The organism is Amycolatopsis sp. NBC_00348 (assembly GCF_036114655.1).
Lineage (GTDB): Bacteria > Actinomycetota > Actinomycetes > Mycobacteriales > Pseudonocardiaceae > Amycolatopsis.
The window spans coordinates 1,221,988-1,247,185 of sequence record NZ_CP107994.1; the positions used below are offsets into that span (position 1 = coordinate 1,221,988).

General features: G+C 71.6%; 22 protein-coding genes and 1 pseudogene. 15 read left to right on the plus strand and 8 right to left on the minus strand.

Going from position 1 to position 25,198, the window contains the following annotated elements; translation table 11 throughout:
* Positions 1-119: 119 nt before the first annotated feature.
* Positions 120-896 (minus strand): hypothetical protein, encoded by a 777-nt coding sequence (locus OHS58_RS05855; protein ID WP_328647414.1) that lies wholly within the window; start codon positions 894-896, stop codon positions 120-122.
* A gap of 200 nt (positions 897-1,096) precedes the next feature.
* The gene (locus OHS58_RS05860) at positions 1,097-1,642 is read right to left on the minus strand and encodes a hypothetical protein (protein ID WP_328647415.1); all 546 of its coding nucleotides are present in this window, start codon (positions 1,640-1,642) and stop codon (positions 1,097-1,099) included.
* A gap of 210 nt (positions 1,643-1,852) precedes the next feature.
* Here OHS58_RS05860 and OHS58_RS05865 point away from each other — a divergent pair, with 210 nt between their 5' ends.
* The 5 genes from OHS58_RS05865 (at position 1,853) to OHS58_RS05885 (ending at position 6,490) form a co-directional block, all read left to right on the plus strand.
* Positions 1,853-2,137, plus strand: a complete 285-nt coding sequence (locus OHS58_RS05865; RefSeq protein WP_326950886.1) for a hypothetical protein — start codon at positions 1,853-1,855, stop codon at positions 2,135-2,137.
* Positions 2,127-2,705: an RNA polymerase sigma factor gene (locus OHS58_RS05870; protein ID WP_326950885.1), complete on the plus strand. Its 579-nt coding sequence runs from the start codon at positions 2,127-2,129 to the stop codon at positions 2,703-2,705. Before OHS58_RS05865 ends, OHS58_RS05870 begins: the two co-directional genes overlap by 11 nt.
* A complete protein-coding gene (locus tag OHS58_RS05875; protein ID WP_328647416.1) occupies positions 2,705-4,897 on the plus strand; it encodes a tetratricopeptide repeat protein in 2,193 nt (730 codons plus the stop codon). The genes OHS58_RS05870 and OHS58_RS05875 overlap by 1 nt, the downstream gene beginning before the upstream one ends.
* A gap of 39 nt (positions 4,898-4,936) precedes the next feature.
* Positions 4,937-5,761: an AAC(3) family N-acetyltransferase gene (locus OHS58_RS05880; protein WP_328647417.1), complete on the plus strand. Its 825-nt coding sequence runs from the start codon at positions 4,937-4,939 to the stop codon at positions 5,759-5,761.
* A 390-nt stretch (positions 5,762-6,151) separates the two neighbouring features.
* Positions 6,152-6,490 carry an abortive infection family protein gene (locus tag OHS58_RS05885; protein WP_328647418.1) on the plus strand — a complete coding sequence of 113 codons (339 nt, stop codon included), beginning with the start codon at positions 6,152-6,154 and terminating at the stop codon, positions 6,488-6,490.
* Between the two features lie 361 nt (positions 6,491-6,851).
* Here OHS58_RS05885 and OHS58_RS05890 read toward each other — a convergent pair whose 3' ends face one another.
* From OHS58_RS05890 to OHS58_RS05915, 6 genes are read right to left on the minus strand one after another with little or no spacing between them, the layout of a single operon-like run.
* Positions 6,852-7,418 (minus strand): hypothetical protein, encoded by a 567-nt coding sequence (locus OHS58_RS05890; protein WP_326950872.1) that lies wholly within the window; start codon positions 7,416-7,418, stop codon positions 6,852-6,854.
* 47 nt (positions 7,419-7,465) lie between these two features.
* Complete coding sequence (locus OHS58_RS05895; protein WP_326952286.1) at positions 7,466-8,164, minus strand: FAD:protein FMN transferase; 699 nt, start codon at positions 8,162-8,164, stop codon at positions 7,466-7,468.
* 41 nt (positions 8,165-8,205) lie between these two features.
* Positions 8,206-8,640, minus strand: coding sequence for an FMN-binding protein (locus tag OHS58_RS05900; protein ID WP_328647419.1), 435 nt, complete (start codon positions 8,638-8,640; stop codon positions 8,206-8,208).
* A gap of 13 nt (positions 8,641-8,653) precedes the next feature.
* On the minus strand, positions 8,654-10,042 hold the full coding sequence (locus OHS58_RS05905; protein WP_328647420.1) for a ferredoxin reductase family protein: 1,389 nt from the start codon (positions 10,040-10,042) through the stop codon (positions 8,654-8,656).
* 51 nt (positions 10,043-10,093) lie between these two features.
* Positions 10,094-11,473 carry a HAMP domain-containing sensor histidine kinase gene (locus OHS58_RS05910; protein ID WP_328647421.1) on the minus strand — a complete coding sequence of 460 codons (1,380 nt, stop codon included), beginning with the start codon at positions 11,471-11,473 and terminating at the stop codon, positions 10,094-10,096.
* Complete coding sequence (locus OHS58_RS05915) at positions 11,470-12,159, minus strand: response regulator transcription factor (RefSeq protein WP_328647422.1); 690 nt, start codon at positions 12,157-12,159, stop codon at positions 11,470-11,472. The genes OHS58_RS05910 and OHS58_RS05915 overlap by 4 nt, the downstream gene beginning before the upstream one ends.
* Positions 12,160-12,395: 236 nt before the next feature.
* Here OHS58_RS05915 and OHS58_RS48705 point away from each other — a divergent pair.
* The 10 genes and pseudogenes from OHS58_RS48705 to asnB all read left to right on the plus strand — a co-directional run.
* Positions 12,396-12,623, plus strand: a pseudogene (locus OHS58_RS48705) (TetR family transcriptional regulator C-terminal domain-containing protein); the annotation flags it as partial.
* A gap of 655 nt (positions 12,624-13,278) precedes the next feature.
* Positions 13,279-16,320, plus strand: coding sequence for an AfsR/SARP family transcriptional regulator (locus OHS58_RS05920; protein WP_328647423.1), 3,042 nt, complete (start codon positions 13,279-13,281; stop codon positions 16,318-16,320).
* A gap of 197 nt (positions 16,321-16,517) precedes the next feature.
* The gene (locus OHS58_RS05925) at positions 16,518-17,618 is read left to right on the plus strand and encodes a hypothetical protein (protein ID WP_328647424.1); all 1,101 of its coding nucleotides are present in this window, start codon (positions 16,518-16,520) and stop codon (positions 17,616-17,618) included.
* A gap of 489 nt (positions 17,619-18,107) precedes the next feature.
* Positions 18,108-19,700 carry an acyl-CoA carboxylase subunit beta gene (locus OHS58_RS05930; protein ID WP_328647425.1) on the plus strand — a complete coding sequence of 531 codons (1,593 nt, stop codon included), beginning with the start codon at positions 18,108-18,110 and terminating at the stop codon, positions 19,698-19,700.
* On the plus strand, positions 19,697-19,903 hold the full coding sequence (locus tag OHS58_RS05935) for an acyl-CoA carboxylase epsilon subunit (RefSeq protein WP_326950862.1): 207 nt from the start codon (positions 19,697-19,699) through the stop codon (positions 19,901-19,903). The genes OHS58_RS05930 and OHS58_RS05935 overlap by 4 nt, the downstream gene beginning before the upstream one ends.
* Before the next feature lie 28 nt (positions 19,904-19,931).
* Positions 19,932-20,708, plus strand: coding sequence for an AfsR/SARP family transcriptional regulator (locus OHS58_RS05940; RefSeq protein ID WP_326950861.1), 777 nt, complete (start codon positions 19,932-19,934; stop codon positions 20,706-20,708).
* On the plus strand, positions 20,705-21,364 hold the full coding sequence (locus tag OHS58_RS05945; protein ID WP_328647426.1) for a nitroreductase family protein: 660 nt from the start codon (positions 20,705-20,707) through the stop codon (positions 21,362-21,364). The genes OHS58_RS05940 and OHS58_RS05945 overlap by 4 nt, the downstream gene beginning before the upstream one ends.
* Before the next feature lie 17 nt (positions 21,365-21,381).
* A complete protein-coding gene (gene fabD / locus OHS58_RS05950; RefSeq protein WP_328647427.1) occupies positions 21,382-22,947 on the plus strand; it encodes an ACP S-malonyltransferase in 1,566 nt (521 codons plus the stop codon).
* Complete coding sequence (locus OHS58_RS05955; RefSeq protein WP_247051087.1) at positions 22,940-23,206, plus strand: acyl carrier protein; 267 nt, start codon at positions 22,940-22,942, stop codon at positions 23,204-23,206. The genes fabD and OHS58_RS05955 overlap by 8 nt, the downstream gene beginning before the upstream one ends.
* 5 nt (positions 23,207-23,211) lie before the next feature.
* Positions 23,212-25,182, plus strand: a complete 1,971-nt coding sequence (gene asnB, locus OHS58_RS05960; RefSeq protein ID WP_326950858.1) for an asparagine synthase (glutamine-hydrolyzing) — start codon at positions 23,212-23,214, stop codon at positions 25,180-25,182.
* The last annotated feature ends 16 nt before the right edge of the window (positions 25,183-25,198 follow it).

The window sequence follows — 25,198 nt, forward strand, 5'->3', positions numbered from 1 at the left end:
GCATGATGGCGGGTAGAGGGGCCGCAACTCATTGCCACGCCACAAAGGTCGACCTACCCGTCGCCACAACCCGGTACTGCCGGCCGGTTCGACGCCGTAGCTTTCGGAAGGTCCGGATGTCAGCCGGCCGGGATGGGCCGGGTTTCGACGAGCTCGGTGTTGTAGTGGGCACCGTTCACGACGGTGGTCTCGATCAGTGCCTCGAAGTGCTTCATTCTCCTGAGTCTGCGGAGGAACTTCCGTTCGCCGAGCTTCTCCGCCGCGGCCTCGGTGCCGTGTTCGAAGCAGCCGGCGATGATGACCAGTTCCGACGTGTCCGGGGCGAGGGGATTCGGCGTCCGGATGATCAAGGCGTGGTCGCTGACCGGGTAGCCTGACTCGTCGTACTGCGGCCTCAGTGACCGACCGGACCTCAGGTCGTGGACCACGGCTGCCTCGTGCTCTGGATCTTCGGCGAAGTCGTAGGAGATCGTTCCGCGCAGCTTCGCCATCATCGTTCGCGTCACGGCATTCGCCACCGGGCCGCCGATCAGGACGAGATCCGAACTCAGCTCACGCGGCGACAGCTGCTTAGACTCGACGATCTTCCCGGCGAAACCCAGCCTGCGTAGCTGCGCTTCGACCTCCACGAGGGCTCCGATGTCGCCCATGCCCACCACACCGGCGTTAGCCCACCGCCGATGCGATCCGAAGTCATGCGCTCCCAACACGATGAGTGGGCGACGGCCGCCCAGCGCCCGCCAGAACCTGCGCGCACGAACCAGCTTGAGGCGTCGTCTCGCATTCGTCGCCGACCAGACCAGCACGCCGCCGATGGCCGCCGCGATCAGATTGCTGGAGATGTCGGGAAAGGCTTGGACCAGCCAGGCGCCGACACTTCCGACCGCCAGGCTCATACACGGCTACCCCTCGTCAATACGGTTCTCTCTCAGTCGCGAGCAGCCTACCTCCTGTTATCGCCTGATCGTCCGCGTTCCGCGCCTCCGGCCCGCGGGCGGCTCCACCGTCTGCGACGACTCACTGCGCGCTCGTCGGCATGTCAGTGCGTCGGCGGCAGCAGGCTGCGTCCCCGTTGTCGGTGTCGGACCTCGCGCGATCAGTGTTCGTGGTGTCCGTATGCGGGCTGAGTCGTGGGAAGCGTTGAACGCAGTGGTCGTGCGAGTGCCTGGGTGACAGGTGCGGACAGCCCCAGCGTCGGCATCGATTGCAGTTCCGCCTCGAAACTGAGGTCGACCTCGGTGCAGCCGCAATCCAGGTACTCCTCCGCGGTGAAGCATCGGCTGGCTAGGTCCGACTCGAAGTCCGGGGGCGCGAGTCCGGCAAGGAGGCGGGTCATCGGCGCGGTGACCACGGTCGGCCGGGCACGGATGTCGTCGGCCATCAGTCGGGCAAGGAGAATCGTTGACTCGTCGCAGTTGGGAACCAGGATCTCGTGCCGCTCGCACGCTGCGGCCACCAGTGGTTCGGTGTCCCACCCGTTCGCCTGTCGGCTCAGGCCGGCGAGTTCGGCGATCGCGGGATCTTCAGCGCCTTCCAGCAGCAGGCTGACCGCGACATCCGGCCAGTCGCCCGGCCGCAGGCAACCGCGGGATTCGGCCGTCCTCGCCACCAGAAGCGCTGTCCGCACTGACGCATCGTCCACCTATCGACTCTAACGTCCACTCGTCGGCATGTGCGGACAGTCAACCGAACCCTCGCCTCGCGGCATAAGCGGACGTCAGCCGACCGGGTCGAGCCGCCGAGCTGGGGACATCGTGAACGGTGGCGTGACCAGGGCTTTTAACGTATCGGGTGGCTAGGCGCTCTTATAAGTCATCGATGGATCGACGAGGCGAAGGACGGCCACGCGGATATGGATGACTACGGCATTGTTCCCATGGTCGGCGTTGCAGAGCCGGCACGGCTGGTCGGATGGGTGGCGCTGGTGGAGGCACTCGCCCAGCTCGACAACGTGGCCGCGTTCTGCGGCACGTGCGTCGTGAGCGGGGTGATGGCGGCCGCGGCGTTGCGTGCCGCGGGTTACCGCCTGAAGGTGAGGCTGGTGTCCGTCGGGACGCGCGAGCCACCGCCGAAGGGTTTCGTCCACGCGTGCGGCCAGGGTGGCTGGTCACCCTGGGAGGGTTCCGGTGCACGATGAGGAGCAATCCACCACCGGCAACTCCGCCACGGACAGGAAAGTGTTTTATCCAGGCGGCTTTGACGACTTCTTCCGTACCGAATACCGGAAGCTGGTGAAGGCGTTGATGGTCATGGAAGGGGCTTCCCCAGCCGACGCCGACGACTGTGTCGCTCACGCGATGGAGAAGCTCTTCGAGCGTTGGCACCTCCCCGTTTCCGACCCCGGCCGGGTACGCCATCCCCGGGCTTACGCGATGAAAACAGCACGGCGCCGACTCAAGAACGAGCGGCACCGCCTGCAGCCCGTCGCGCTCGACGAGGACGGGTCAGTGCTGCCGGCCGACGGGTCGGCGCTGACGGCCCTGGAAGATCGTCAGTTCGTCGCCAACACACTCGAGTGCCTGCCGCCGGCGCAGCAGCAGGTGATGTATTTGATCACCGAAGGTTACACGCCGACGGAGATTTCCGAGGTTCTGCACAAGAAACCCAACAACGTCCGCCAGATCATCCACCTGGTCAAGAAGCGGCTGCGCCGGCAGTTGGAACCCCCGGTGATCGGCTCGCCCCAGACAGAAGAGGAGCGGTAGTGGCCAGCGATGATGACCGCACTGCGGCTGAGACCCTGCGGGAACGGCTGATCCTCATCAGTGAGATCGTCGAGGAGTACATCACCGACGACGGCTTGGAGGTCAGGCTACGAGCGCTCAAGGACAGGTCCGGAGACCACGTCTCCGGGGGACCTGCCCGGTTGATCGGCCGCCGTGCGCTGCTGGATGACCTGCTGGCGCTGACGCGCGGATCACGGCAAGAGCCCGCGGTGCTCACCGGCCCGGGGGGCGCGGGCAAGACGACGGTGGCCGCGGCCTTGGCCGAGCACGTCCGGGCCCGGGGCGGCCGGGTGTGGTGGGTTTCGGCTCTCGATCCGGTCGCCCTGTCGCAGGGCCTGACGACGGTGGCGCGGCAGATGGGCGCGGCCCCGCACGACGTCGAGGCGATCGCCCGGGGCACGGTCGACGCCGCCGACCGCTTCTGGAGGCTGCTCGACCGCGTATCTCCCGGGTGGCTGCTGGTGTTCGACGAGGCTGATGATCCCCGGGCGCTGGCGACCGGAACTTCGCCGGCCGGAATCCAGGATCTGACGGGCTGGGTGCGCTCGTCTGCGCACGGCCTGGCGCTGGTGACCAGCCGGGAGACCGATCCGCGAATGTGGGGAGCGGCAAGGATCCTGACCATCGGCGCACTGGACGAGAGCGACGCCGCCCGGATACTGCGCGAACTGGCGCCGGCGGCGGGCGATGAAGACCAGGCCAGGGCGCTGGCGCGCCGCCTGGACGGCCACCCGCTGAGCCTGCATCTGGCGGGCAGCCACCTGCGTTCGCAAGCCACCCGGCGAGCCACCTTCGCCGCATACGAACTGGCGGTCGGTAGGACCGTCGAATCCGACCGGCTGGAACGTCCCGCCGCAGCAGCCATGGGGGCACTGACGGGCCGTGCCGTGGAACTCTCCCTGGACGAGCTGGCACAGCGCGGAGTCCCGCAGGCTCGACCAGTGCTGCAGCTGGTCAGCTGCTACGCCTCCACCGCGATCCCCGAGGGCCTCCTCGACGCCGGCTTCCTGTCCGGTCCGCCGGACTCGCGTGGCACCACTCCACCAATCCGGCACCTGGACGAAGCGTTGCGGGGCCTGCGGGAGGTCGGCCTGATCCACGACGGCTCCCCGGGCGGCATCGTCGTGCACCCCGTCGTCGGAGCGGCCGGCCGAGCCAGCCTGGACGGACCGGAACCGCGCCCGGGCGGGATCCGGCACACCGCGGTCGCCCTCCTCGCCGCCGATGTCGCCGGCCTGCCCCCGGACCAGCCGGCGGCCTGGCCGGAGTATGCATTGCTGGGACCCCATCTGCTGAGCCTTCTGGAGACCACCGCGCAGCAGGTGGACCGGGACCATCTCGTCCAGCTTCTGGAAACCGCCGCTCGCATGGCCTGGGCGTTCAACCTCAGCGGAGCCGGCCGAGCGGGGAGAGCTCTGTGCGAGCGCGCCCTGGCACACACCGCTGAGCTGGGGGACGGGCATCTCACGGTGCTTCGCCTGCGCCACATGTTGGCGTGGGCGGTCGCGGACCAGGGCTATCTGGCCGAAGCGGAAAACTTGTACCGGGACGTCCTCCGGAACCGGCTGCGGCAGCTCGGCCCCAAGCACCCGGACGTCCTCAGGTGCCGGCATGAACTCGCCTGGATCGCCGGTTGCGGCAAGGAATGGGCCAAGGCCGAGAAGGGCTATCGGGCGGTCCTCCGCGACAGCGCCGGCGTTCTGGACATCGACGACCCCGACATCCTGATAACTCGCCATGAGCTCGGCTGGGCGATCGCGAACCAGGGGCGGCTCGACGAGGCCCGCGCAGTCCTCCGCGCAGTCCTCGAAGACCGTCTGCGAGTGCTCGGCCCCTCGCACCAGCGAACCCTGGGAACCCGGCACGAACTCGCCTGGATCCTCGCCAGGGAAGGCAGGTGGGCGCAAGCCGAGACCGGCTACCGCGATCTTCTCGACCTGCGTGCGCAGCTCCTCGGTGCAGACCACCCCGAGACGCTCGTCATCCGGCACGAACTCGCCTGGATCGCGGCCCACCGCGGCCGGACAGCGGAAGCGGAGGCCGGTTACCGGGACGTCCTGGACCGCCGTCGCCGGGTGCTGGGCGAGGACCACCCCGAGACACGAGCGACCGTGGTGGCGCTGGAGGAGCTCCGGCACGGCCGGATCGTCGACGCCCGCCACTCCGTCTGAGCACCGACCACTACCGGCCCCCAATCGAGGAGATCCGCGATGATTCCGACCGAACACCTCGGCAAGGCGATTGACGAACTGGCGCCGCGAAATCGCCCGATCATGCTGCACGCCTCGTTGCGCTCCTTCGGAGCGCCCATCGAGGGTGGCGTGGACGCCCTGCTGGACGCGTTTCTGGCCGGCAACCGCACTGTACTGGTGCCGACCTTCACCGAACCGCAGTTCGGTGTAGCCCCTCCGGCCGGCCTGCGGCCGGTGCGCAACGGCATCGACTACTCCGAACTCCCCGCGGTGCCCACGATTCCGGAGGGCGCTCCGTACACCACCGACTGCGGGCTCATCAACCCGGGATTGGGTGTGCTCCCAGCGGCCGTGATCAGCCGCACCGGCGCTGTGCGCGGCACGCATCCGCTCAACTCGTTCGCCGCTCTCGGCCCCCTGGCCGGCGAGCTGATCTCGGCGCAGAGCCCCTCCGACGTGTACGGCCCCCTGCGCGAACTGGCCGCTCACGAGGGGGTGATCATCCTGGCCGGGGTGGGAATCAACCGGATGACAGCGATTCACCTGGCCGAACACCAGGCGGGGCGTCGCCTGTTCCTGCGCTGGGCTCGAAACCTCCACCATCAGGTGTCCATGGTCGAGGTCGGATCCTGCTCCGAAGGGTTCCCGCGCCTGGGGCCGATCTTGCGCCCCCACGTCCGTACCGCGGTCGTCGGCGGATCGCGGTGGCAGGCCTTTCCCGCGCGGCAAACCATCGCAGCCGCCGCGGCGGCCATCAGGGCGGACCAGAGCATCACCCGTTGCGCCGAGGGCGACTGCCTGCTGTGCCGCGACTCGATCGCCGGAGGCCCCATGACGACGTAGGCGACAGAGTTCGGAGCGGCGGTGTCGATCGAGCCAGTGGGTTGCGCAGAGGCAGGTATCCGACTGCCGAACCCGCGCTTCGCGGACTCCGCGGCGACGGCCGGCAGCGCGGTGCTGCCCACGATGCCCAAGGGGTAGTGGTGCCCGCGGTGAGCACGTCCGCCGTCGGAGCAGCGGGAACAGCCACGACAGCAGTGGGAGGCGTGCCCGCAGCGCGTATGCGCACCACTGAGGCCAGCCGACGGCACCTGCTCGGTAGGCGCCGGAATGAGGACCACCATCGCGACCATCGTCCGGCTGAGTACGCCGGCGACCGCCGCATGGTGCAGGTACACCGCTGGCTGACCGAGGACCGGACTCCCCGCCAGCCAGGCGTGCGCACTACGCCCGATGTTGACGCGCCGCGTGTTCGGTGGACTGCAGGGCCAGCGCACGGGCGTTGGCGGCCTTGTCCACGGCGGCGTCGAGACAGGGCACGGTGTGGCTCAGCCCCGTACGGGGCTGAGCACCCGGCACGCGTACCTCGCGGTGAACGCCGCCTTCACCTGGTGCCGGCTGATGCTCGACACCCTCGCCGACGAGAACGAAAGTGCTCGCACCGCAGGGGACGAGCACACGTCGATTTCGACCGGGCCGACCTCACTGTCGACCACGAACCCACCGTCGCGTCCTCGACCTCTGCTACGGGTTGGCGTGCCGGCCGGCCGCCGCAGCCGATCGCCAGGGTGAGATGGGCGCCGGTCGGACAGTCCCCGGTGGCTTCGGCGGCCGCGGCCCTGGGCGGCGAGACCGACGGGTGCCAGGCTCATCGGGTTCGGTGGTTTCGTACTACGGGAGCTGCCACGACCGTGCGAGTCGGCAGCCGCCCGAGCTGGTCCACCTCACCCGCGGCCACACCTGTCGCACTTCGATCAGGCGGCCGCCGCCGGGCTCGAAACCCGCGGCGATCCGAGCCTCGGCTGCGGGCAGGCCGCGACGGTGTGATCGTCCGTGGTCCCGGCTGTCAGTTGCCCCGACCTCGTGGGTCTGGCGAAGCGGGTTCGCTCGGCTGCAGTCAACGAAAGCTGGGGGACGTCGGGGCCCGCGCCTGTCAATGTCCGGGGCCGCGCGGGGTCGGCGTGGCGCTGAACTGGCCCTGCCAGCTGGCCTGCGCGCCGGAATCGCCGATGCGGTAGACGTCGTAGAACGCCGCTCCCGCGGCCACGACCGCCAGGACCGAGAGCGCCACGGTTACCGCGGTCGACGCCGGAGCCAGGAACGTGCGGCGACGTGTGGCGACCGCGGTCGAGCCGGTGCCGGACGCAGTCGAACTCGTGTCGGCCGCCTGCGACGCGAGGCTTTCGCGGCGTCGCCACCACACCAGCAGGGCGAGGACGGCGACGGGGATCGCGACCCAGAGGGCGGTGTCGCCGAGTTCGGTGTGGGTGCGCACGGCCGGGGTCGAGGTGACTCGACGTTCGAGCCATTCGCCGGCGTCGGTGGTGATCGGCACGAGAACCACGACGAGGGCGGCCAGGATCGCGTTCGGGCCGGCCAGTTTGGCGCGGGCGGCGGGCCAGAGCGCGCTGAGCACCAGCAGCAGCGCGGCCAGCGGGAGCAGGACGACGATGGCGTGCACGAGCAGAACGTGGGCGGGCAGGCCGTTGACGGTGGTCATGGTGTCCTTTGTGGAGTGCGAGTGGCGGAAGCTCGGGCGGGACGGGCTCACGGGGCGCGGGCGAGGGCCGCGACTTCGTAGCCGGGCGCGAGCGCGGTGACCCAGCGGGCGACGTTGCCGCCGCGGGCGAACGCCGCGGTGGCGAAGACGTCAGCCCACAGCAGGGTCGGGCCGGTGACCGTCACCGACAACAGGTTGCTGGTGTGACGGCCGGTGTGCGGGTCGACGATGTGGTCGCCGCGGGCGGCCGTACCGGACGTCGCGAGGCCGCCGGTGCGCAGGTCGAGGACGGCGAGAAAGGCGGCCGGGTCGCCGGGATCTTCGACGCCGACCCGCCAGGCCGGGGCGCGGGTGGTGTGGACGCGGGCGGTGATGTCGCCGCCGGCGTTGAGGTAGTGGTCGTAGCCGCGCAGCCGGTCCAGGTGGGCGGCGGCGTTCTCGACGGCCCAGCCTTTCACGAGCCCGGAGGGGTCGAAGCCGCCGGGCAGCCGCCACGGGTCGAAGTAGCCGTCGGTGCGTTCGCGAGCTTCTTCGCACAGCGCAAAGACTTCGGTGACCCACGGGTGCCACTGGTCGCGGGGCAGTTCGTCGCGGCGGATCGCGGTGACCTGGCTGTCGGGCCGGTAGGTGCTGAACAGTTCGTCGGCCGTGCGCAGGTGCCCGAACACCGCGGCGACGGCCGGTTCGATCGCGGGGTCGGTGTCGACGCGGTGGCCGCGCAGGTGGAGGCTGACCTGGGTGCCCATGACGGCCCGGGTCCAGGACCGGCGTGGCCGGGGCGCGGTGCTCACCCGTGGGCCGCGTCGATCGCGGACTGCAGGGACTGCTGGTAGCCCTCGGAGGTGTAGGTGGCGCCGCTGACGGTGTCGATCTGCGCGCTCTGGGCCTGGAGTGTCTCCTGGTTCAGTTCCGGGACGGCGGCGGCGTTGATCCGGACGTCGCGGCCGCTTTCCTGGGGGTATTCGACGGCCTGGGCCTCGGTGATCTTGCCGCCGGCCACGGTGATCTGCACCTGGACCGGCCCGTAGCGGGTGTCCGCGGCGCCGCCGGTGAACGTGCCGCCGCCGGTCGAACCTGGTGTGGCGGGGCTCGTGGTGCGGGCCGGCTGGGTGCCGAGGGGGCGGCCGGCGGCGACCGGGGTCGAATCGGTGCTGGTGCGGTAGCTGAACAGCAGCACCACGACCGAGACGGTCGCGGCGAAGGTGATGGCGATCCTGCGCATCGGAAGTCCTTTCCTACCAGCCGAATCGTTCGGAGTGGACGTGGTCGGCGGGGACGCCCGCGCGGCGTGCCGTCTCGATCACCGCTTCGGTCCAGGCGTCCGGGCCGCAGACGTAGACGTCGTGCTCGGCGATGTCGGGGACCAGGTGCCGCAGCACCTGCTCGTCGGGGACGGGGGCGTAATTCTCAGGGAGCCACGACGCGCGGTCGCGGGAGCGGCGGCCGAGCAGGTAGTGGATCCGGAGGCCGCGGCGCGTGGCGAGCTCGTCCAGTTCGCGGCGGAACAGCAGGTCGGCGTGCCGCCCGGCCCGGTGGAACAGCACGGCTTCCCCGGGGAGGTAAGGCAGGTCCGCGAGCAGCGCGCGCAGTGGTGTGATCCCGATACCGGAAGCGAACATCGCCACCTTGGGTCCTTTTCGGACGGTCCCGGTGAGCCGGCCGTAAGGCCCTTCGAACAGGGCGCGGGTGCCCGGCCGCAGCCGGGCCAGCCTGCGGCTGCCCGGGCCGAGGTCCTTGGCCGTGATCCGGAGCCGGTTGCCGTGGGTGTCGGGCGAGGCGGAGAGGGAGAACGGCTTGCCGCGCGTCCAGCCCGGGCCGGACCGGAACCGCCAGACGAAGAACTGCCCCGCTTCCACGGGAAGCCGGTCGAGCCGGCGTCCGCGCAGGTACACCGACACGACGCCGGGAGCCTCCCGCACGACCTGCTCGACGACCAGGCGGTGCCGCGCGTTGAGCCACACCGGCAGCCCGAGCCGGAACACCAGCACCGCGCCCGCGGCGGCCGCGTAGGCGGTCCACCAGAACGCCGTCGCGACGGGGGAGGCGGTGAAGTCGGCGCCGGTCCACAGCTGGTGCGGCAGCGCGAGGCCGGCGCCGAGGTAGGCGTAGAGGTGCAGCAGGTGCCAGGACTCGTACCGCAGCCGCCGCCGGGCCGCGCGCACCGACGTCACCGCGACCATGACCAGCGCGAGTGTCCCCGCGGTGGCCAGGAGCATGCCGGCGTAGGTGGTCACGAGCGTCCAAACCTCGCCGAGCAGGCCGGAGCGGTCGGTGGCGGCGTAGCCGAGGCTGATCAGCACGATGTGCGCGGCCAGCAGCGTGATCGAGGTGAACCCGGTCAGCCGGTGGCGGCGGGCCAGCTCGTCCTGGCCGTAGCTGCGTTCCACCCAGGGGATCCGCGCCATCAGCAGCAGTTGCAGCAGCAGGAGATCCGCCGACACCAACCCGGTCAGACGTCCGGCCGAGGTGAAGAAGTCCGAGCCGAGGTCCTGCAGCCCGCGGCCGGACACCCAGAGTGCGACCACGAACAGGACGCTCGACCAGGTGGCCAGGCCCGCGGCGTCCCGCCACCACGCGCGGACCGGACGCCGGAGCGTGCTGCCGGGTGGTGCGAGGGTGGTCATCGGGCGCTCCTGGATGTGGTGATCCTCGGGGACCACCTTTCCGGCGCGCGGTTAGCCGTCGACGTGACGAGGGTGAGAATCCGGTAAGAGAAGCTCGGCGCCGACGGTGAACCCGACCACGGCCCCGCCGCCGGGCCGCGGCTCGGCGAACACGCCGCCGTCGTGGGCCAGCGCGATTTCGCGGACGATCGCCAGCCCCAGACCGGAGCCGGGCAGGCCGCGGGCGCCGTCGGCGCGGTGGAACCGGTCGAAAACCCGCGCCGCGTCCTCGTCACCGATGCCCGGGCCGCGGTCGAGGACCTGCACCCGGCCGTCGCCCACCACGACGTCGATCGCTCCTTCGGGTGCGAACTTCACGGCGTTCTCCAGCAGGTTCGACACGGCGCGTTCGAGTGCCTTCGCTTGCCCGTTGAGCGCGGTGGCGTCGGTCTCGACGGTGATGGCGCGGCCCGAGCGGTGCCGGACACGCCCGGCGGCGCGCTCGACGATCTCGCCCAGCTCGACCGGCGCGGGCTCCTCGGTCTCGTAGCGCCGGGTCGCCAGTTCGACCAGCTCGTCGATCAGGTGGGTCAGCTCGCGCGCTTCGCCGTCGACGTCGTCGAGCAGCCGGGCCCGGTCGCCGGGGGCGAGCTCGGCGAAGCGCCGCAGGACGCTGGCGTTGGTGCGCAGGCTGGTCAGCGGCGTGCGTAGCTCGTGCGCGGCGTCTTGGACGAGGCGTTCCTGGTCGGCGCGGGCGTCGGCGAGACGGCCGAGCATCCGGTCGAACGACGTCGCGAGCCGCCCGACCTCGTCGCGTCCGCCGGCCGGGACGGCGACGTCGGCGAGGCGGCCGTCGCTGACCTGCTCGGTGGCCTGGGTGAGCCGGACCAGGCGGCGGGTGATCTGGCGGGCGAGCAGCCAGCCGGCCAGTGCCGCCGCGGCGAGGACGAGGGCGCTGACGGCGGTGATGCGCGCGGCCAGGCCGTGGAGCACGTTGCGGGATTCGTCGACGTCGATGCCGAGCTGGAGCGCCCCGCGGCCGCCGCCGAGGGCCACGGTGATGACCCGGTAGTCGTCCGGCGGGACGGTGAAGTCCTGGTAGCGGCGGTCGCCGAAGGAGCCGGTCGCGGCGAGCGCCCGGTCTTCGTCGCCGACGGCGAGGCGGACGGGGCGGCCGCCGACGGGCCGGACTGTGCCGTCCGGGGCGATCGCCTGGGCGACCATGGGCTGGGCCTCGTCGTGGTCGTCGTCATCGGGCCCGCGGGTGACCGGGCTGGGCGCGAGCACCTGCGTCGCTCCGGCCGCGACTTCGGCCGACGTCGTCAGCAGGGAGCGGTCGAGTTCGGCGCTGATCCGCTGCGACGCGGCCTGGTAGCTGAAGACGCCGACCAGGATCGCCGCCGCGGCACCGACGCCGGCGAAGGCGATCGCGAGCTTGCTGCGCAGGTTCATGCCGGGCGCACCGAATAGCCGACGCCGCGGACGGTGTGGATCAGCTCGGTCGCACCCGCCTGGTCGAGCTTGCGGCGCAGGTAGCCGATGTAGACGGCGAGGTTCTTGGATTCCGAGCCGAATTCGTAGCCCCAGATCCGCTGGTAGATCGTGGTGCGGTCGAGCACGATCCCGGCGTTGCGGACGAGCAGTTCCAGCAGGTCGAACTCGGTCTTGGACAGGGTGATCTCGGTGCCGCGCCACCAGACGCGCCGGGCGGCGGGGTCGACGGCGAGTTCGCCGAGGCGCAGCGTCCGCAGGGGTGCGGCGCCGGTGTCGGCGGTGGTGCGGCGCAGCAGGGCGCGCAGGCGGGCGAGGAGTTCGTCGAGTTCGAAGGGTTTGGGCAGGTAGTCGTCGGCGCCGGCGTCGAGCCCGGCGACCCGGTCGGCGGTTTCGACGCGGGCGGTGAGCATGAGGATCGGTGTCCGGTCGCCTTCGGCGCGCAGGACGCGGCAGACGCCGAGGCCGTCGACGCCGGGCATCATGACGTCGAGGATCAGCACGTCGAAGTCGTCTTTCCGCGCGGTGGCCAGCGCGCTGACGCCGTCGGTGACCTCGGTGACGTGGTAGCCCTCGAGGTCGAGGGCGCGCACGAGGGACTCCCGGATGGCGCGGTCGTCGTCGGCGAGCAGGACACGGTGCGGCATGGCGCCATCATGCCTGCGTCCGCCGATCGCGTCCTGATGGGTTTCGGATGGTGAGCTGCACGTCAGCGGATGGCAAAGCCGGCGAATCCGGTGTGCGAACGGCTGGGGATCACTGGCGCGTCGTCAAGTTGCGTCGTCCAGGCTGATGTCGTCCCACCGCAATTCTCCCTGGCATGTTTCGCCTATACCCGAGTTGTGGTTGACCGTGACATCGATGGTGATCCGACCCCGAGGCCCGGGCGCTCATCGCGGCAGGGTTCGATCAGTGGTCGGCCACGATCGCCGAAGGACTCAGATCCCTTCATGCCGATGGGGAGCTGCAGTCCGACATCGACCCGGACGACCTCGCCGTCACTCTGCTCGCCACGCTCGAAGGCGGACTTCTGCTCGCCCAGGTACTCGGGAACAGTCGCCCCTTCGAAACTGCGATCGATACCCTCCTCGCCCTTGCCATCCAGACTTGAGCCCGTACCCGGCCGGCGCCCAGCTTCGAGCCCGACGAGTACTACCCGTGACCTACGCACCTTGCGAGATCCATGCCAGTACGACTCGCGACCGAACAGACCTGTCCTTCGGCGCCGGGCAGGGATGCTTTCGCGATTGTGTGAAGCCCAGCGAGGTGTGGCTGTCGCCCGGCACCTCGCGGCATAGCCGGACGACCTCAAGTTTTCGTGCACTGGCGACGTCCTTTGGATCAGCAGCGTGCGCCACTCGTGACGGTTGCGAAACCCACCGCCCGTGTGGTGGGCGTGAAGGCGCTGCCAGGCTGGGGAAGCGATGCCTGCGAACGGCGTTCTGACCGTGCGGCCGACCGGCGGGCGTGCTCGCGCGGGTTGCCCGTCAGTCTCGTCTTCACTGCCCTCTTTTCGCGATTCCCTGTGAGAAGATGATCCACAGGGGAGTCGAAGTCTCGGGTTTTGCGCAGAACCGGCGTGCGAGAATCCGGGTACGTTCGGCCGGGTACGAGGAGTGCGGGCTGAGGGGAGCGACCTCTTCCTCACACCGGAGCCGGTGTCGCGGCGATGGGATTCGCGAGCGGGCGCACCACATGCCCGTCCGCGGTCGCTCGGGTGACCGGATGGGAGAAGGTGGCTGCGTGGCGACAGGTGTCGACTTCTGATGGGCGGCTCGCCTTCGCGCCAGGAGCCGGATCTGCGCATCAACGTCCTGGGCTCGCTGGAGTGCTGGTCCGGCACGCGCCGGATCCACCTCGGCGGGGCCGTCCAGGAGCGCGTGATGGTCGCCCTGCTGCTCGAGTCCGGGCAGGTCCTCAGCATCTCCCAGCTGGTCGACTCCGTCTGGGACGACGACCCGCCCGCCACCGCGACGCACCAGGTGCGCAAGGCCGTCGCCCGGCTGCGCCAGGTCATCCCGGCCGGCGGCGAGGTCATCGTGACCGAGGGCCCGGGCTACCGCGCCGTCCTGCCCGCGGAGCAGGTCGACCTGAACGTCTTCCTGAACCTGCTGGAGAAGGCCCGGCGGGCGTCGTCGGACCGCAATTGGGACGAAGCCGCCACGCACCTGCAGGGCGCGCTCGCGCTGCGGCGCGGGTCCGTGCTCGCCGGCAGCGGCGGGCCCGCGATCAAGGCCGCGGACGTCGCGCTGCAGGAACGGTACCTGGACGCCGTCGAGCAGCTGACCGACCTGCGCCTCTCGCGCGGTGAGTCCCGGGAGCTGGTCAGCGAGCTGCGGGAGCACGTCGCGGCCCACCCGCTGCGGGAGAAGCTGCGGGCCCAGCTGATGCTCGCCCTGTACCGCTCGGGCCGGCAGGCGGACGCGCTGGAGGAGTACCGGAAGGTCGGCGCGCTGCTGTCGGAAGAGCTGGGGATCTACCCGGGCAGCGACCTGTCGGACCTGTACGAACGCCTGCTGCGCAACGATCCCGCCCTCGTACCACCCCGGGAAGCGCCCGAGCCCGCGCGGGCCGCGGAGCCGCCGGCCGCCACCGTCGCCCGGACACTGCCGTACGACCTCGCGGACTTCACCGGCCGCAAGCCCGAGCTGGACGGCCTGCTGAGCCGGCTCGACGTGCCCGCCGACCGCGGGCCTCGGATCCTCGCGATCGACGGGATGGGCGGCGTCGGGAAGACGTCACTGGCCGTGCGCGCCGCGCACCTGCTCGCCGAGCGTTATCCGGACGGGCAGCTGTACGTCAACCTCCGCGGGTACACCTCCGGCGGCCAGCCGCTGTCGCCCCGCGCCGCCGCGGAGGCGCTGCTGGGCATGCTCGGCGTGGAGGCCGACCAGCTGCCCGAGGACGCCGACGCCCGGGCCATGCTCTGGCGCACGATGACCGCCGAGAGCCGGCTGATCGTCCTGCTGGACAACGCTTTCGACGTCGCCCAGGTCTGGCCGCTGCTGCCGCTCGGCCCCGACTCGCTGGTGCTCGTCACGAGCCGGACGCGGCTGATCGACCTGGACGGCGCGCACTGGCTCTCGCTCGGGACGATGACCACCGAGGACGGCGTCGCGATGGCCGCCAGGGTGCTGGGCACCCGGCGTGTGGAGGCCGAGGCCGAAGCGGCGGCCGAGCTCGTCGCCCTGTGCGGGCACCTGCCGCTGGCGATGCGGATCGCGCTGAGCCGCCTCGGCAACCGCCCGCGGTGGCCGATCGGCTACCTCGTGGACCGGATGAGCGACGAGTCGCGCCGCCTGGACGAGCTCAAGTCCGGTGAACGCGGGGTCGACCTGACACTGCGGATCTCCTACGAAGGGCTCGGGCCGCGCCACCGCACCGCGTTCCGCATGCTGGGGGTGCACCCTGGGCGTGACATCGATGTCTTTTCCTCGGCGGCGCTGCTGGGCCTGTCCCCGCACACGGCGGAGGCCGTGCTGGAAGTGCTGCTGGACGCGCACATGCTGCAGCAGCACGAGATCGGCTACTACACGTTCCACGACCTGGTGCGCAGCTTCGTCAACCAGCTCAACCAGACCGAGTGCGCGGGAGACGACGCCGGTCACGTCGCGGCCGGCTACGAGCGGCTGCTCGACTACTTCGTCGACGTCACCGATCATGTCTGCGACCTGCTGTTCCCCGGCCGCGCGCGGTTGCCGGCCGGGCCAGGGGAAAGCGATCCCGCGCTGCCCCACCTGCCGACCCGCGAGGCGGCGCGCAAGTGGCTCGACCGGGAGCAGTCGACCCTGCAGGAGGCCGTCGCGCTCGCGCACGCCCACGGGTTCGACCGGCACGTCGCCCGGCTCGCCCGCAACGTCGTCTTCCAGCTGGACGCGGACGGGCTGTTCGCGGAGTTCGTCGAGATGGCGCAGGTTTCGGTGGTCTCGTCGCGCCGGCTCGGCGACGCCGAACTGCTGCGCCTGAGCCTGTCGAACTCCGCGGTGGCGCACTGGAAGCTCGGCAAGTTCGCCGAAGGGATCGACGCGGCGTCGGAGGCGCTGGCCATCGCGACGGACCTGGGCGACCGGCGTGGCGTCGCGAAGGACACCGGCATGCTCGGCCTGCTGCTGTGCACCTGCGGCCGGTACGACGAGGCGCTCCCGCTGCTGGAGGAGTCCATCCGGATCAAGCGGGAGCTCGGCGCCGGCCGGGCCGAGGCGGAGTCGCTGGTCAACCTCAGTTCCCTCTACGAACAGTGGGGCCGTTACGCCGAAGCGGTCGACACGGCGAAGCGGGCCCTGGCGCTGAACCGCGAGCTCGGCGCCCGGGAGAACGAGCTCGTCGCGCTCATCGACCTGTCACTGGCCCACCTCGGGACGGGCGCGGTCGAGGAGGCCGACGAGCAGCTGCGGGTCGCTCGCGAGCTGGGGGAGGACTTCGGCGCGCCCGGCGACGTCGCGCTGGTGTACGCGCTGTCGGCGCTGACCGGGCACCGGCTCGGCCGGATCGAGGAGGCCCGGCGGTTCGTCGACCTCGGGCTGGCGCACCACAAAGCGCACTGGACGCCGATCCGGCGGGTCGTCATCGACAACCTGATCGGCCGCCTGCGCCGGCTCGAAGGCGACTACGCCGAGGCGCTCGTGCTGCACGAGCGTGCCCACGCGCTGGCCGCCGGCATCGGCTACCGGATCGAAGAGGCCCGCGCGCTGGTCGGCCTCTCCGACGTCCACGCCGCGCGAGGCGCCGCGGACCAGGCCCGGGACTGTCTCGAGCGGGCCGCCGAGATCTTCCGGACCGCCGGGGTCCCGCCCAGAGCCCGCTCCTGAGGCCGGCGCGCGCCGGCGGGAACGAATCGGTAACCGGCGCGGGCAGTGTGGCAGGAGCTACATCCATGTCACGAGGTGTCGTGGCCGCGGGACGACGTCGGCGGACCGCAGGTCACCGAAGTGCGGGGAGTCGCGATGAGACGGCGGTGGGTGGACGGCCGGGCCGGTGCTGCGGGCCCTGACGAGGACGTGGGCCCATGAGCCCGGCCGCGCGGTTGCTGCTGTGCTTCCCGTCGCTCGCGTTCGCGCGGAAGGCCGTGCGCAGCGGTCTCGACCTCCGGCTCGTCGTCGACGCCGGTCAGCGCGCCCTGTTCGCTCCCTTCGCCGCCGACCGGCTGACGCTGGTGGACGCGCGGGACGAGACCGCCGTGGCCGGCGCCGTCGCCCGGGTCGTCCTGCGGTGCGGCATCACCCACGTGCTGGACGGCGAGGGGTTCCCGGCCACCCGCGTGTGCCCCGAGTTCGCCGAGGCCCCGCACGTCCTGGCCGACGACCGGCGGCTGGAAGAGGTGCTCGCGCCGAGCCGGCACCCGATGGTGCGGACCCGGGTGGTCGCCACCGCGGGCGCCGTGCCCGGGGTGGTCGCGGAGATCGGCCTGCCCGCGGTGCTCCGCTCGGGCGACGACGAGACCGTCGTGCGGTCCGGGGCGGCGCTGGCCGAGTGGGCGCGTCGCCACGAGCACCGCCCTGGGCCGTTCGCCGCGGGGGAGTTCGTGCCTGGCCCCGAGGTCGTGGTGACGACGTTGACGCACGACGGGATGCACCGCGTCGTGGGCGTCACCGCGCAGCGGGCCGTGGCGCACGGCGTGCGGTACCTCTTCCCGGCGACGGTCGGCGAAGCCGAGGCGAGGGAGGTCCGGGCCACCGTCACGGCGATGCTGGACCTGGTGGGCTACGAGTTCGGGCCCGCCGAGACGTCGGTCGTGCTGTCCGGGCGCGGCCCGCGGATCGTGCGCGCGCGCCCGGGCTTCGGGTCCCGCGGGATCGCCCGGCTGATCGAGGTGACGACCGGGTTCGACGTGCAGACCGAGCTGTGCCGCGCGCTGGCCGGGGTGCCGGTCCGCCCACCGGCGCCGAGGTGGTTCGCGGGCGCGGAGTTCCCCCGCCCGCCGAGCACCGGAGTGCGCGTGCTCGCCGAGGGGGCGACGCCCGAGATCGTCGAAGAGCGTCTCGACGCTGCCCGCCGCCGGGCACTGACCTGCGGCGATACCGCGGTCCCCGCCCGCTATGTCCGGAATACCGGGGCGGGGGAGGTGAGCGGTATCGAGGACGGACGGAATCGGGAACCGGAGCTGTGATCGTCATTCTTGTCGATGGCTCGTGAACGGCTTGTGGATGACAAGAGGGAGTGGTGACCATGCGGAACGGATCGGATGACGCGACATCGGGGGACATCAAGGCGCGGGGGGCGCGAACGGCTTTCGTGGTGCTCGCCGTCGTCGCGGCGGGTTTCGGCGTGAGCCAGGCGGTTCCGGGAGGTGCGTCCGTCGCGGCCGGTGCACACCCTGGTGTGCACTCCGGGGCCCACGCGCCGGCCGGTAGCGGTTCCGGCGAGGGCCCGAACCACTAAATCCCGGTGGCCGCGCGCACGGCGGAGAACCGGTCGAGCGCGAAACAATTCCGAATTTCCCAATTTCCTAATTACCGGTGCAGGTGAGCTGTGTCCGGTGCGGGTGTTTCTTCCGGCCGAGGAGAACGACGGTGGACGACCAAGTGACCGCGATTCGGTGCTCGCGAACGGGTGCAGTCCCGAGGGGTCGGGAAAGCGTTTTCCGGGGGGCCCGCCGATGACGACGATCGACGAACCCACGACACCCCCGGCCGCCGTTCGCGACCTGCGCGCCCTCGTCGGCGAGCTGAACACCGTCCGGCGGCGCGCCGAGGACGGCCCGTCCCCGGACGCGACCCGCATCCAGCGCGCCAAGGGCAAGCTGACCGTGCGGGACCGGCTGGCGCTGCTGTTCGACGCCGGTTCGTTCCACGAGATCGAGCGCTTCCGGCACCACCGCTCGTCCGGGTTCGGGCTCGAGCACCGCCGTCCCGCGACCGATGGCGTCGTCACCGGCTGGGGGACGGTCTTCGGCCGCACGGTCTTCGCCTACGCCCACGACTTCCGGATCTTCGGCGGCTCGCTGGGGGAGGCGCACGCGGCGAAGATCCAGAAGCTGATGGACATGGCCGGTGCGGCGGGCGCCCCGCTGGTCTCGTTGTCCGACGGCGCCGGCGCCCGCATCCAGGAAGGCGTCACGGCGCTGGCCGGGTACGGCGGGATCTTCGAGCGCAACGTCCGGTTCTCCGGGGTGATCCCGCAGATCAGCGTGATGCTCGGCCCGTGCGCCGGCGGCGCGACCTACTCGCCGGCGTTGACGGACTTCGTGTTCATGGTGCGCGGCATCGCGCAGATGTACATCACCGGCCCGGACGTCGTCCGCTCGGTGACCGGCGAGGAGATCACCCACGAGCAGCTCGGCGGGGCCGCGGTGCACGCGACCGTGTCCGGCGCGAGCGGGTTCGTCCACGACACCGAAGAAGAGTGCCTCGAAGACGTCCGGTACCTGATCTCGCTGCTGCCGGCCAACAACCGCGAGCTGGCCCCGTCGGTCGAGCCGTCCGACGCGCCGGACCGGCGCTGCGAACGGCTGCTGGACCTCGTGCCCGCCGACGTCGCGCAGGCCTATGACATGCGCGCGGTCGTCGAAGAGGTCGTGGACGACGGCGAGCTGTTCGAGGTGCACGCGTCCTGGGCGCGCAACGTCATCTGCGGGCTGGCCCGGCTGGACGGGCACGTGGTCGGCGTCGTCGCCAACCAGCCCGCCGTGCTGGCCGGCGTGCTGGACATCCCGGCGTCGGAGAAGGCCGCGCGGTTCGTGCAGATGTGCGATGCCTTCAGCATCCCGCTCGTCACGCTGGTCGACGTCCCGGGGTTCCTGCCCGGCAGTGACCAGGAGCACGGCGGCATCATCCGGCACGGCGCGAAGCTGCTCTACGCCTACTGCAACGCCTCGGTGCCCCGCGTCCAGGTCGTCCTGCGCAAGGCGTACGGCGGGGCCTACATCGTGATGGACTCCCGTTCGATCGGCTGTGACCTGTCCTTCGCTTGGCCCACCAACGAAATCGCGGTGATGGGCGCCGAGGGCGCGGCGAACGTGGTGTTCCGCAAGGAGATCAACGCGGCGCTGGACCCGGACGCGGTGCGGGCGAAGCTGATCGAGGAGTACCGGACGAACCTGATGCACGGCTACTACGCGGCCGAGCGCGGGCTCGTCGACGACGTGATCGACCCGGCCGACACCCGGCGGATCCTGATCGACGCGCTGGGGACGCTGCGCTCGAAACACGCGCAGCTGCCGCAGCGCAAGCACGGGAACCCGCCGACATGACCCCGCCGGTGGTGATCACGCGGGGCGCGCCCGACGACGCGGAACTGGCGGCGCTGCTCGCGGTGATCACGTCACTGCGCCGGGAACCGCCCCCGTTCCCGGCACGGGCCGCCGCGGCCTGGGGACCCGACGACCGCGTCTACCGGCCGCCGGGCATGTGGAGCTCGGGACGAGCACCCCGCCGCCCCGTTCAGCGCCGGTAGCCCGGCCGAGGAGACCGAGGAGATTCCCATGCTGGAACTCAGCTTGCTCGGACCCCTGCGCGTGGAAAGCCCGCGCGGGGAGGTCCGCACGACGTCCACCAAGATCAGGCAGGTCCTCGCCCTGCTGGCGCTCGAGAGCCCGAGCGCCGTCGGCATCGACCGCATCATCCACGAGCTCTGGCCGCAGCGGCCGCCGAAGTCGGCCGTGGGGACCATCCAGACCTACGTCTACCACCTGCGCAAGCAGCTGGCCGAGCACGTCGGCTGCGGCACCAAGGTCCTCGCCACGGTCACCAACGGCTACCTGCTGTCGGTCGACCCGGACGCCATCGACGCCCGCCGCTTCGAACAGGTCGTGCGGGAGGGCCGTGTGGTGCTGGACGCCGGCCACGCCGCCGAAGCCTCCCGCAAGATGGAGGAGGCCCTCGCCATGTGGCACGGGGCCGCGCTCGCCGACGTGCGGCAGGGTCCGTCGCTGGACGCCGAGGCCGTCCGGCTGGAGGGCCTGCGCGAAGCCGCGCTGGAGCTGCGCGTCCAGGCCGACCTCGAGCAGGAGCACCTGCCCGAGGTGATCCCGGAGCTGCAGGCCCTGATCCGCCGCTACCCGCTGCGCGAGCGCTTCCACCACCAGCTCGTCTCCGCGCTCAACCGGGCCGGCCGCCGCGCCGACGCGCTCAGCGCGTACCGGCACACCTGCCGCGTGCTGAACGAGGAGCTCGGCCTCGACCCGTCGGACGAGCTGCGCCGGCTGCACCAGATCGTGCTGACCGGCCAGACCCGCACCCCCGCGCTGGAGGGCCGATGACCACCGCGACCGTCGACACCGCGAGCGTCGACCACGTCCTGAGCACCACCCGCGCGGTCCGCCGCAAGCTCGACCTCGACCGCCCGGTCGAGCCGCACGTGCTGGCGACCTGCCTGCGGCTGAGCACCTACGCGCCGTCGCCGGGCAACCAGCAGTCCTGGCGCTGGCTGGTCGTCCGGGACGCCGGCCGGCGCGCGCGGCTGGGCGGGCTGTTCCGCGACGTCGGCCGCGACTACCTGGCCGGGGTCCGCGCCCAGCTCGGCGCGGCGGCCGCGGTGCCGGCCGTGCGCCGGATGGTCGGCTCGGTGCAGCACCTGATCGACGTGATCGACCGCGTCCCGGTGTTCGTCGTGCCGTGCGTGCAGGGGCCGCGGCCGTCGGGGCACGTCGAGGCGACGTCGTTCTACGGCGGCATCTACCCCGCGGTGTGGAGCTTCCAGCTCGCGCTGCGATCACGCGGCCTCGGCACCGTGCTGACGACGTTGCACCTGCGGCGCGAAGCCGAAGCCGCGGAGATCCTCGGCCTGCCGGCGGACGTCGCCCAGGTCGGCCTGCTGCCCGTCGCGTACACGACCACGACGGACTTCCGGCGCCCGGCCCGTCAGCCCCTGGAGTCGGTCGCCTTCCTCGACACCTGGGGAAACCCGCTGTCCTGAAGAGATCCGGAGGAGTCATGCCGGTCGCCCACCGCACGAGCGTCGCGCTCTTCCCCGGCCAGGGAACCCAGGCCAAGGGGATGGGAGCGGGCCTGTTCGACCGCTACCCCGAGCACGTCGCCCTCGCCGGCGACGTCCTCGGTTACGACATCACCCGGCTGTGCCTCGAAGACCCCGACGGCCGCCTCGACGACACCCGCTACACCCAGCCCGCGCTCTACGTCGTCAACGCTCTGTCCTATTGGGACGGTCTCGACCGCGGCGAGCCGGCGGCCGACGTCCTGCTCGGGCACAGCCTCGGCGAGTACAACGCGCTGCTCGCCGCGGGCGCGTTCGACTTCGAGACGGGCCTGAAGCTCGTCGCCCAGCGGGCGGCGCTGATGGCCACCGAACGCGACGGCGCGATGCTGGCCGTCGTCGGGCCGTCCGAAGCGGAACTCGCCGAGGTGCTCGCTGAGCAAGAGCTGTCCACTTTGGATGTGGCGAACCGCAACACCCCGGCGCAGAACGTCCTGTCCGGACCGGCGGCGGACATCGACCGGGCGCGCGAAACGCTGTCGGAGAGGGGCATCCGGGTCGCCGCGCTGCGCGTCTCGGCCGCCTTCCACTCGCGGTACATGCGCGCCGCGCGGGACGAGTTCGCCGCCTTCCTGCGCGGGTTCCGGTTCGCGCCGCTGGCCGGGACCGTGATCGCCAACGTGACCGCGCGCCCGTACCGCGACGGCGACATCGCCCGGACGCTCGGCGACCAGATCGCCGGGACCGTGCGCTGGGCCGACAGCGTCCGCGCGGTGCTGCGCCGGCGCCCGGCGGAGAACTTCCGCGAAATCGGCGGGGAAGGAGTGCTGACCCGGATGGTCCGGCAGATCGACACACCCGTGGCGGCGCCGGAGAAACCGCGCCGCGTGTTCACCGTGGCCTACGCCGGGGGCGACGAAAACGCCTACCGCGCCCTGGCCGAGCACACCCGCGACCTGGACGTCGTGGCGCTCGAACGGCCGGGCCGCGGCCGGCGGGTGGCGCAGCCGCTGCTGGCCGACGCCGACGCCGTCGTCGCCGACCTGATGGACCAGCTGCGGGACCACGTCGGCGAGCCGTACGCGATCTACGGCCACAGCCTCGGCGCGCGGCTGGCGTTCCGGCTCTGCCGCCGGCTGCGGGCCGAAGGCCTGCCCGCGCCGGTGCGCCTCGTCGTCTCCGGCGAATGCGGGCCGGCCGTGCCGAGCCGCGAGCGGGACACCTGGCGCCTCACCGGGGACGCGTTCTGGGCGCACCTCGACCAGCTGGGCGGCGTTCCGGCGCAGCTGCGGCAGTTCGAGGACCTGATGGCGCACTACGAGCGCGTGCTGCGCGCGGACTTCACCGTCCTCGGCCGGTACGTCCACGACGACGAGCCGCCGCTGGACGTGCCGATCACCGTCGTCACCGGCGACCGCGAGCCGTTCAGCGACGCCGAGATCAGCGCGTGGCAGCGCGAAACCACCGAGCCGCTGGAGCGCCACCGGCTGCCCGGCGACCACTTCTTCATCCGCGAGCACTGGGCCGGACTGGCCGGACTGATCGAGGGAGCACCCCATGCCTGACGCGACGTTGACCGCCGAGCTGCAGAGCTACCTGGAGGACGAGGCGCTGTTCCGGTTCGGCGACGAGATCACCGGGGACACCGATCTCTTCAAGGCCGGGGTGCTCGACTCGTTCGGCTACATCTCGCTGATGAACCACGTCCACGAGCGCTACGGCGTCGAACTGGGCGAGGACATGCTCGACTCGGTGCTCGTGTCGCTGCGCGCGATCGTCGAGTTCGTCGAGGCGAGCGCCGTCCCGAGCGCGGACGGCCGGTAACCGGCATGTGCGGAATCGCCGGCGTCTACGGCAGTGGGCGTCCGCCCGGGGACGACCGTGACCTGATCGCGGGCCTGCTGCGTCAGATCGAGCACCGCGGCCCGGACGAGGCCGGCTGCTACCTCGACGACAAGCTCGTGATGGGCACGGTCCGGCTCAGCATCATCGACCTCGCGAGCGGCTCCCAGCCCGTCGGCAGCGCCGACGGCCGCTGGTGGCTCTGCTACAACGGCGAGCTCTACAACTACCGCGAGCTCCGCCGCGAGCTGCAGCGGCTCGGCGCGCGGTTCCGCACCGACTCCGACACCGAGGTCGTGCTGCAGGCCTGGCTCACGTGGGGCCGCGACTGCCTGTCGCGCTTCAACGGCGCCTTCGCGTTCGCCGTCTACGACTCCCTGGCCGACGAGCTCACGCTGGTCCGCGACCGGTACGGCAAGCGCCCGCTGTTCGTGGCGCGTCACGACGGCGCGTGGCTGTTCGCCTCCGAGATGAAGGCCTTCCTGGCCTACCCCGGCTTCCGGTTCTCCTTCGACCCCGAGCACCTGGCGTCGATCTTCGCCACCTGGACGCCGCTGCCCGCGCAGAGCGGCTACCGCGACATCGAGCAGGTGCCGATGGGGGAGTACCTGTGCCTGCGCGGCGACGACGTCGAACGCGGCCGCTGGGCCACCCTCGATCTGGAGCCCGGCCCGGCGCCGGAGTCGGAAGACGACGCGATCGAGCGGGTCCGCGCCGAGCTGGCGGCCGCCGTCGACGTCCGGCTGCGCAGCGACGTCGAGGTCGGCGTCTACGTCTCGGGCGGGCTCGACTCCTCGATCATCGCGCACCTCGCCGCGGGCCGGCAGGCCGCGCCGCTGCGCACGTTCTCCCTGGAGTTCGAGGACGCCGTCGTCGACGAGTCCGCCGAGCAGGCCGCGGTCACCGGCGAGCTGGGCACCCGCCACCACGCCGTGCGCGTCCGCGACCAGGACGTCGTCCAGGCGTTCCCGGCCGCGGTGAAGCACGCCGAGGTGCCCGCGTTCCGCACCGCGTTCGTCCCGATGTACCTGCTCGCCGAGCAGGTGAAGGCGGCCGGGATCAAGGTGGTGCTCAGCGGCGAGGGCGCGGACGAGGCGTTCCTCGGCTACGGCATCTTCAAGGACGCGCTGCTGCTGGACGCGTGGCACGACCTCGACGAGCGGACCCGGCTCGACCGGATCGCGCGGATCTACCCGTACCTGCCGCACTTTTCCGGCGAGGGCGCGCCGAAGCGGATGCTGGGCCTGTACCGGCAGTTCACCGAGGAGCACCTGCCCGGGCTGTTCTCCCACCAGATGCGCTTCCAGAACGGCCGCTTCGCCGCCCGTCTGCTGCGTGACGCGGGCGCGCCGTTCGACGCGGCCCAGCGGCTGGTCGCCGACGAGCCGGGCTACGCGGATCTCGGCGCGGTGCAGAAGGCGCAGTGGCTGGAGTTCCGCACGCTGCTGGCCGGTTACCTGCTCTCCACCCAGGGCGACCGGATGACGCTCGGGCACGGCGTCGAGAACCGCTGCCCGTTCCTCGACCCGGCGGTCGTGCGGCTGGCCGCGTCGGTCAACCACCGCTTCGGCGACCCGTTCGACGAGAAGTACCTCCTCAAGCGCGCCTACGCCGACGTGCTGCCGGAGCGGGTCGTCGCCAAGGGCAAGTTCCCCTACCGCGCCACGGACAGCGCCGCTTTCGTGCGCGCGTGGCCGGACTACCGCGACACCCTGACCGACCAGGCCACGCTCGACGCGATCGGCGTCCTCGACACGCGGTTCGCCCGCGCGCTCGTCGACCGGGTCTTCGACGGCCCCGCCGAACGCATCGGCACCAAGGAGAACCAGGCGTTCACCCTGCTGGCGTCGCTGTTCTGGCTGCACCACTGGTTCGTCCGCGGGCAGGCCCTGGATCGCGGGCCGCTGCGCGCCGGACTGCGCGTGGTCGACCGCCGTACCAGCGTTCTGCCGGCCTGACCGGCACGGAAGACGA

What these genes read in the sequence shown, in the direction of transcription:
- asnB (WP_326950858.1), top strand. Translation starts at nt 23,212, where the DNA reads ATGTGCGGAATCGCCGGCGTCTACGGCAGTGGGCGTCCGCCCGGGGAC.
- OHS58_RS05925 (WP_328647424.1), top strand. Translation starts at nt 16,518, where the DNA reads ATGAGCCCGGCCGCGCGGTTGCTGCTGTGCTTCCCGTCGCTCGCGTTC.
- OHS58_RS05905 (WP_328647420.1), bottom strand. Translation starts at nt 10,042, where the DNA reads ATGACCACCCTCGCACCACCCGGCAGCACGCTCCGGCGTCCGGTCCGC.
- OHS58_RS05880 (WP_328647417.1), top strand. Translation starts at nt 4,937, where the DNA reads ATGATTCCGACCGAACACCTCGGCAAGGCGATTGACGAACTGGCGCCG.
- fabD (WP_328647427.1), top strand. Translation starts at nt 21,382, where the DNA reads ATGCCGGTCGCCCACCGCACGAGCGTCGCGCTCTTCCCCGGCCAGGGA.
- OHS58_RS05955 (WP_247051087.1), top strand. Translation starts at nt 22,940, where the DNA reads ATGCCTGACGCGACGTTGACCGCCGAGCTGCAGAGCTACCTGGAGGAC.
- OHS58_RS05910 (WP_328647421.1), bottom strand. Translation starts at nt 11,473, where the DNA reads ATGAACCTGCGCAGCAAGCTCGCGATCGCCTTCGCCGGCGTCGGTGCC.
- OHS58_RS05900 (WP_328647419.1), bottom strand. Translation starts at nt 8,640, where the DNA reads ATGCGCAGGATCGCCATCACCTTCGCCGCGACCGTCTCGGTCGTGGTG.
- OHS58_RS05855 (WP_328647414.1), bottom strand. Translation starts at nt 896, where the DNA reads ATGAGCCTGGCGGTCGGAAGTGTCGGCGCCTGGCTGGTCCAAGCCTTT.
- OHS58_RS05945 (WP_328647426.1), top strand. Translation starts at nt 20,705, where the DNA reads ATGACCACCGCGACCGTCGACACCGCGAGCGTCGACCACGTCCTGAGC.
- OHS58_RS05920 (WP_328647423.1), top strand. Translation starts at nt 13,279, where the DNA reads ATGGGCGGCTCGCCTTCGCGCCAGGAGCCGGATCTGCGCATCAACGTC.
- OHS58_RS05930 (WP_328647425.1), top strand. Translation starts at nt 18,108, where the DNA reads ATGACGACGATCGACGAACCCACGACACCCCCGGCCGCCGTTCGCGAC.
- OHS58_RS05895 (WP_326952286.1), bottom strand. Translation starts at nt 8,164, where the DNA reads ATGGGCACCCAGGTCAGCCTCCACCTGCGCGGCCACCGCGTCGACACC.
- OHS58_RS05915 (WP_328647422.1), bottom strand. Translation starts at nt 12,159, where the DNA reads ATGCCGCACCGTGTCCTGCTCGCCGACGACGACCGCGCCATCCGGGAG.
- OHS58_RS05935 (WP_326950862.1), top strand. Translation starts at nt 19,697, where the DNA reads ATGACCCCGCCGGTGGTGATCACGCGGGGCGCGCCCGACGACGCGGAA.
- OHS58_RS05865 (WP_326950886.1), top strand. Translation starts at nt 1,853, where the DNA reads ATGGATGACTACGGCATTGTTCCCATGGTCGGCGTTGCAGAGCCGGCA.
- OHS58_RS05890 (WP_326950872.1), bottom strand. Translation starts at nt 7,418, where the DNA reads ATGACCACCGTCAACGGCCTGCCCGCCCACGTTCTGCTCGTGCACGCC.
- OHS58_RS05885 (WP_328647418.1), top strand. Translation starts at nt 6,152, where the DNA reads ATGTTGACGCGCCGCGTGTTCGGTGGACTGCAGGGCCAGCGCACGGGC.
- OHS58_RS05940 (WP_326950861.1), top strand. Translation starts at nt 19,932, where the DNA reads ATGCTGGAACTCAGCTTGCTCGGACCCCTGCGCGTGGAAAGCCCGCGC.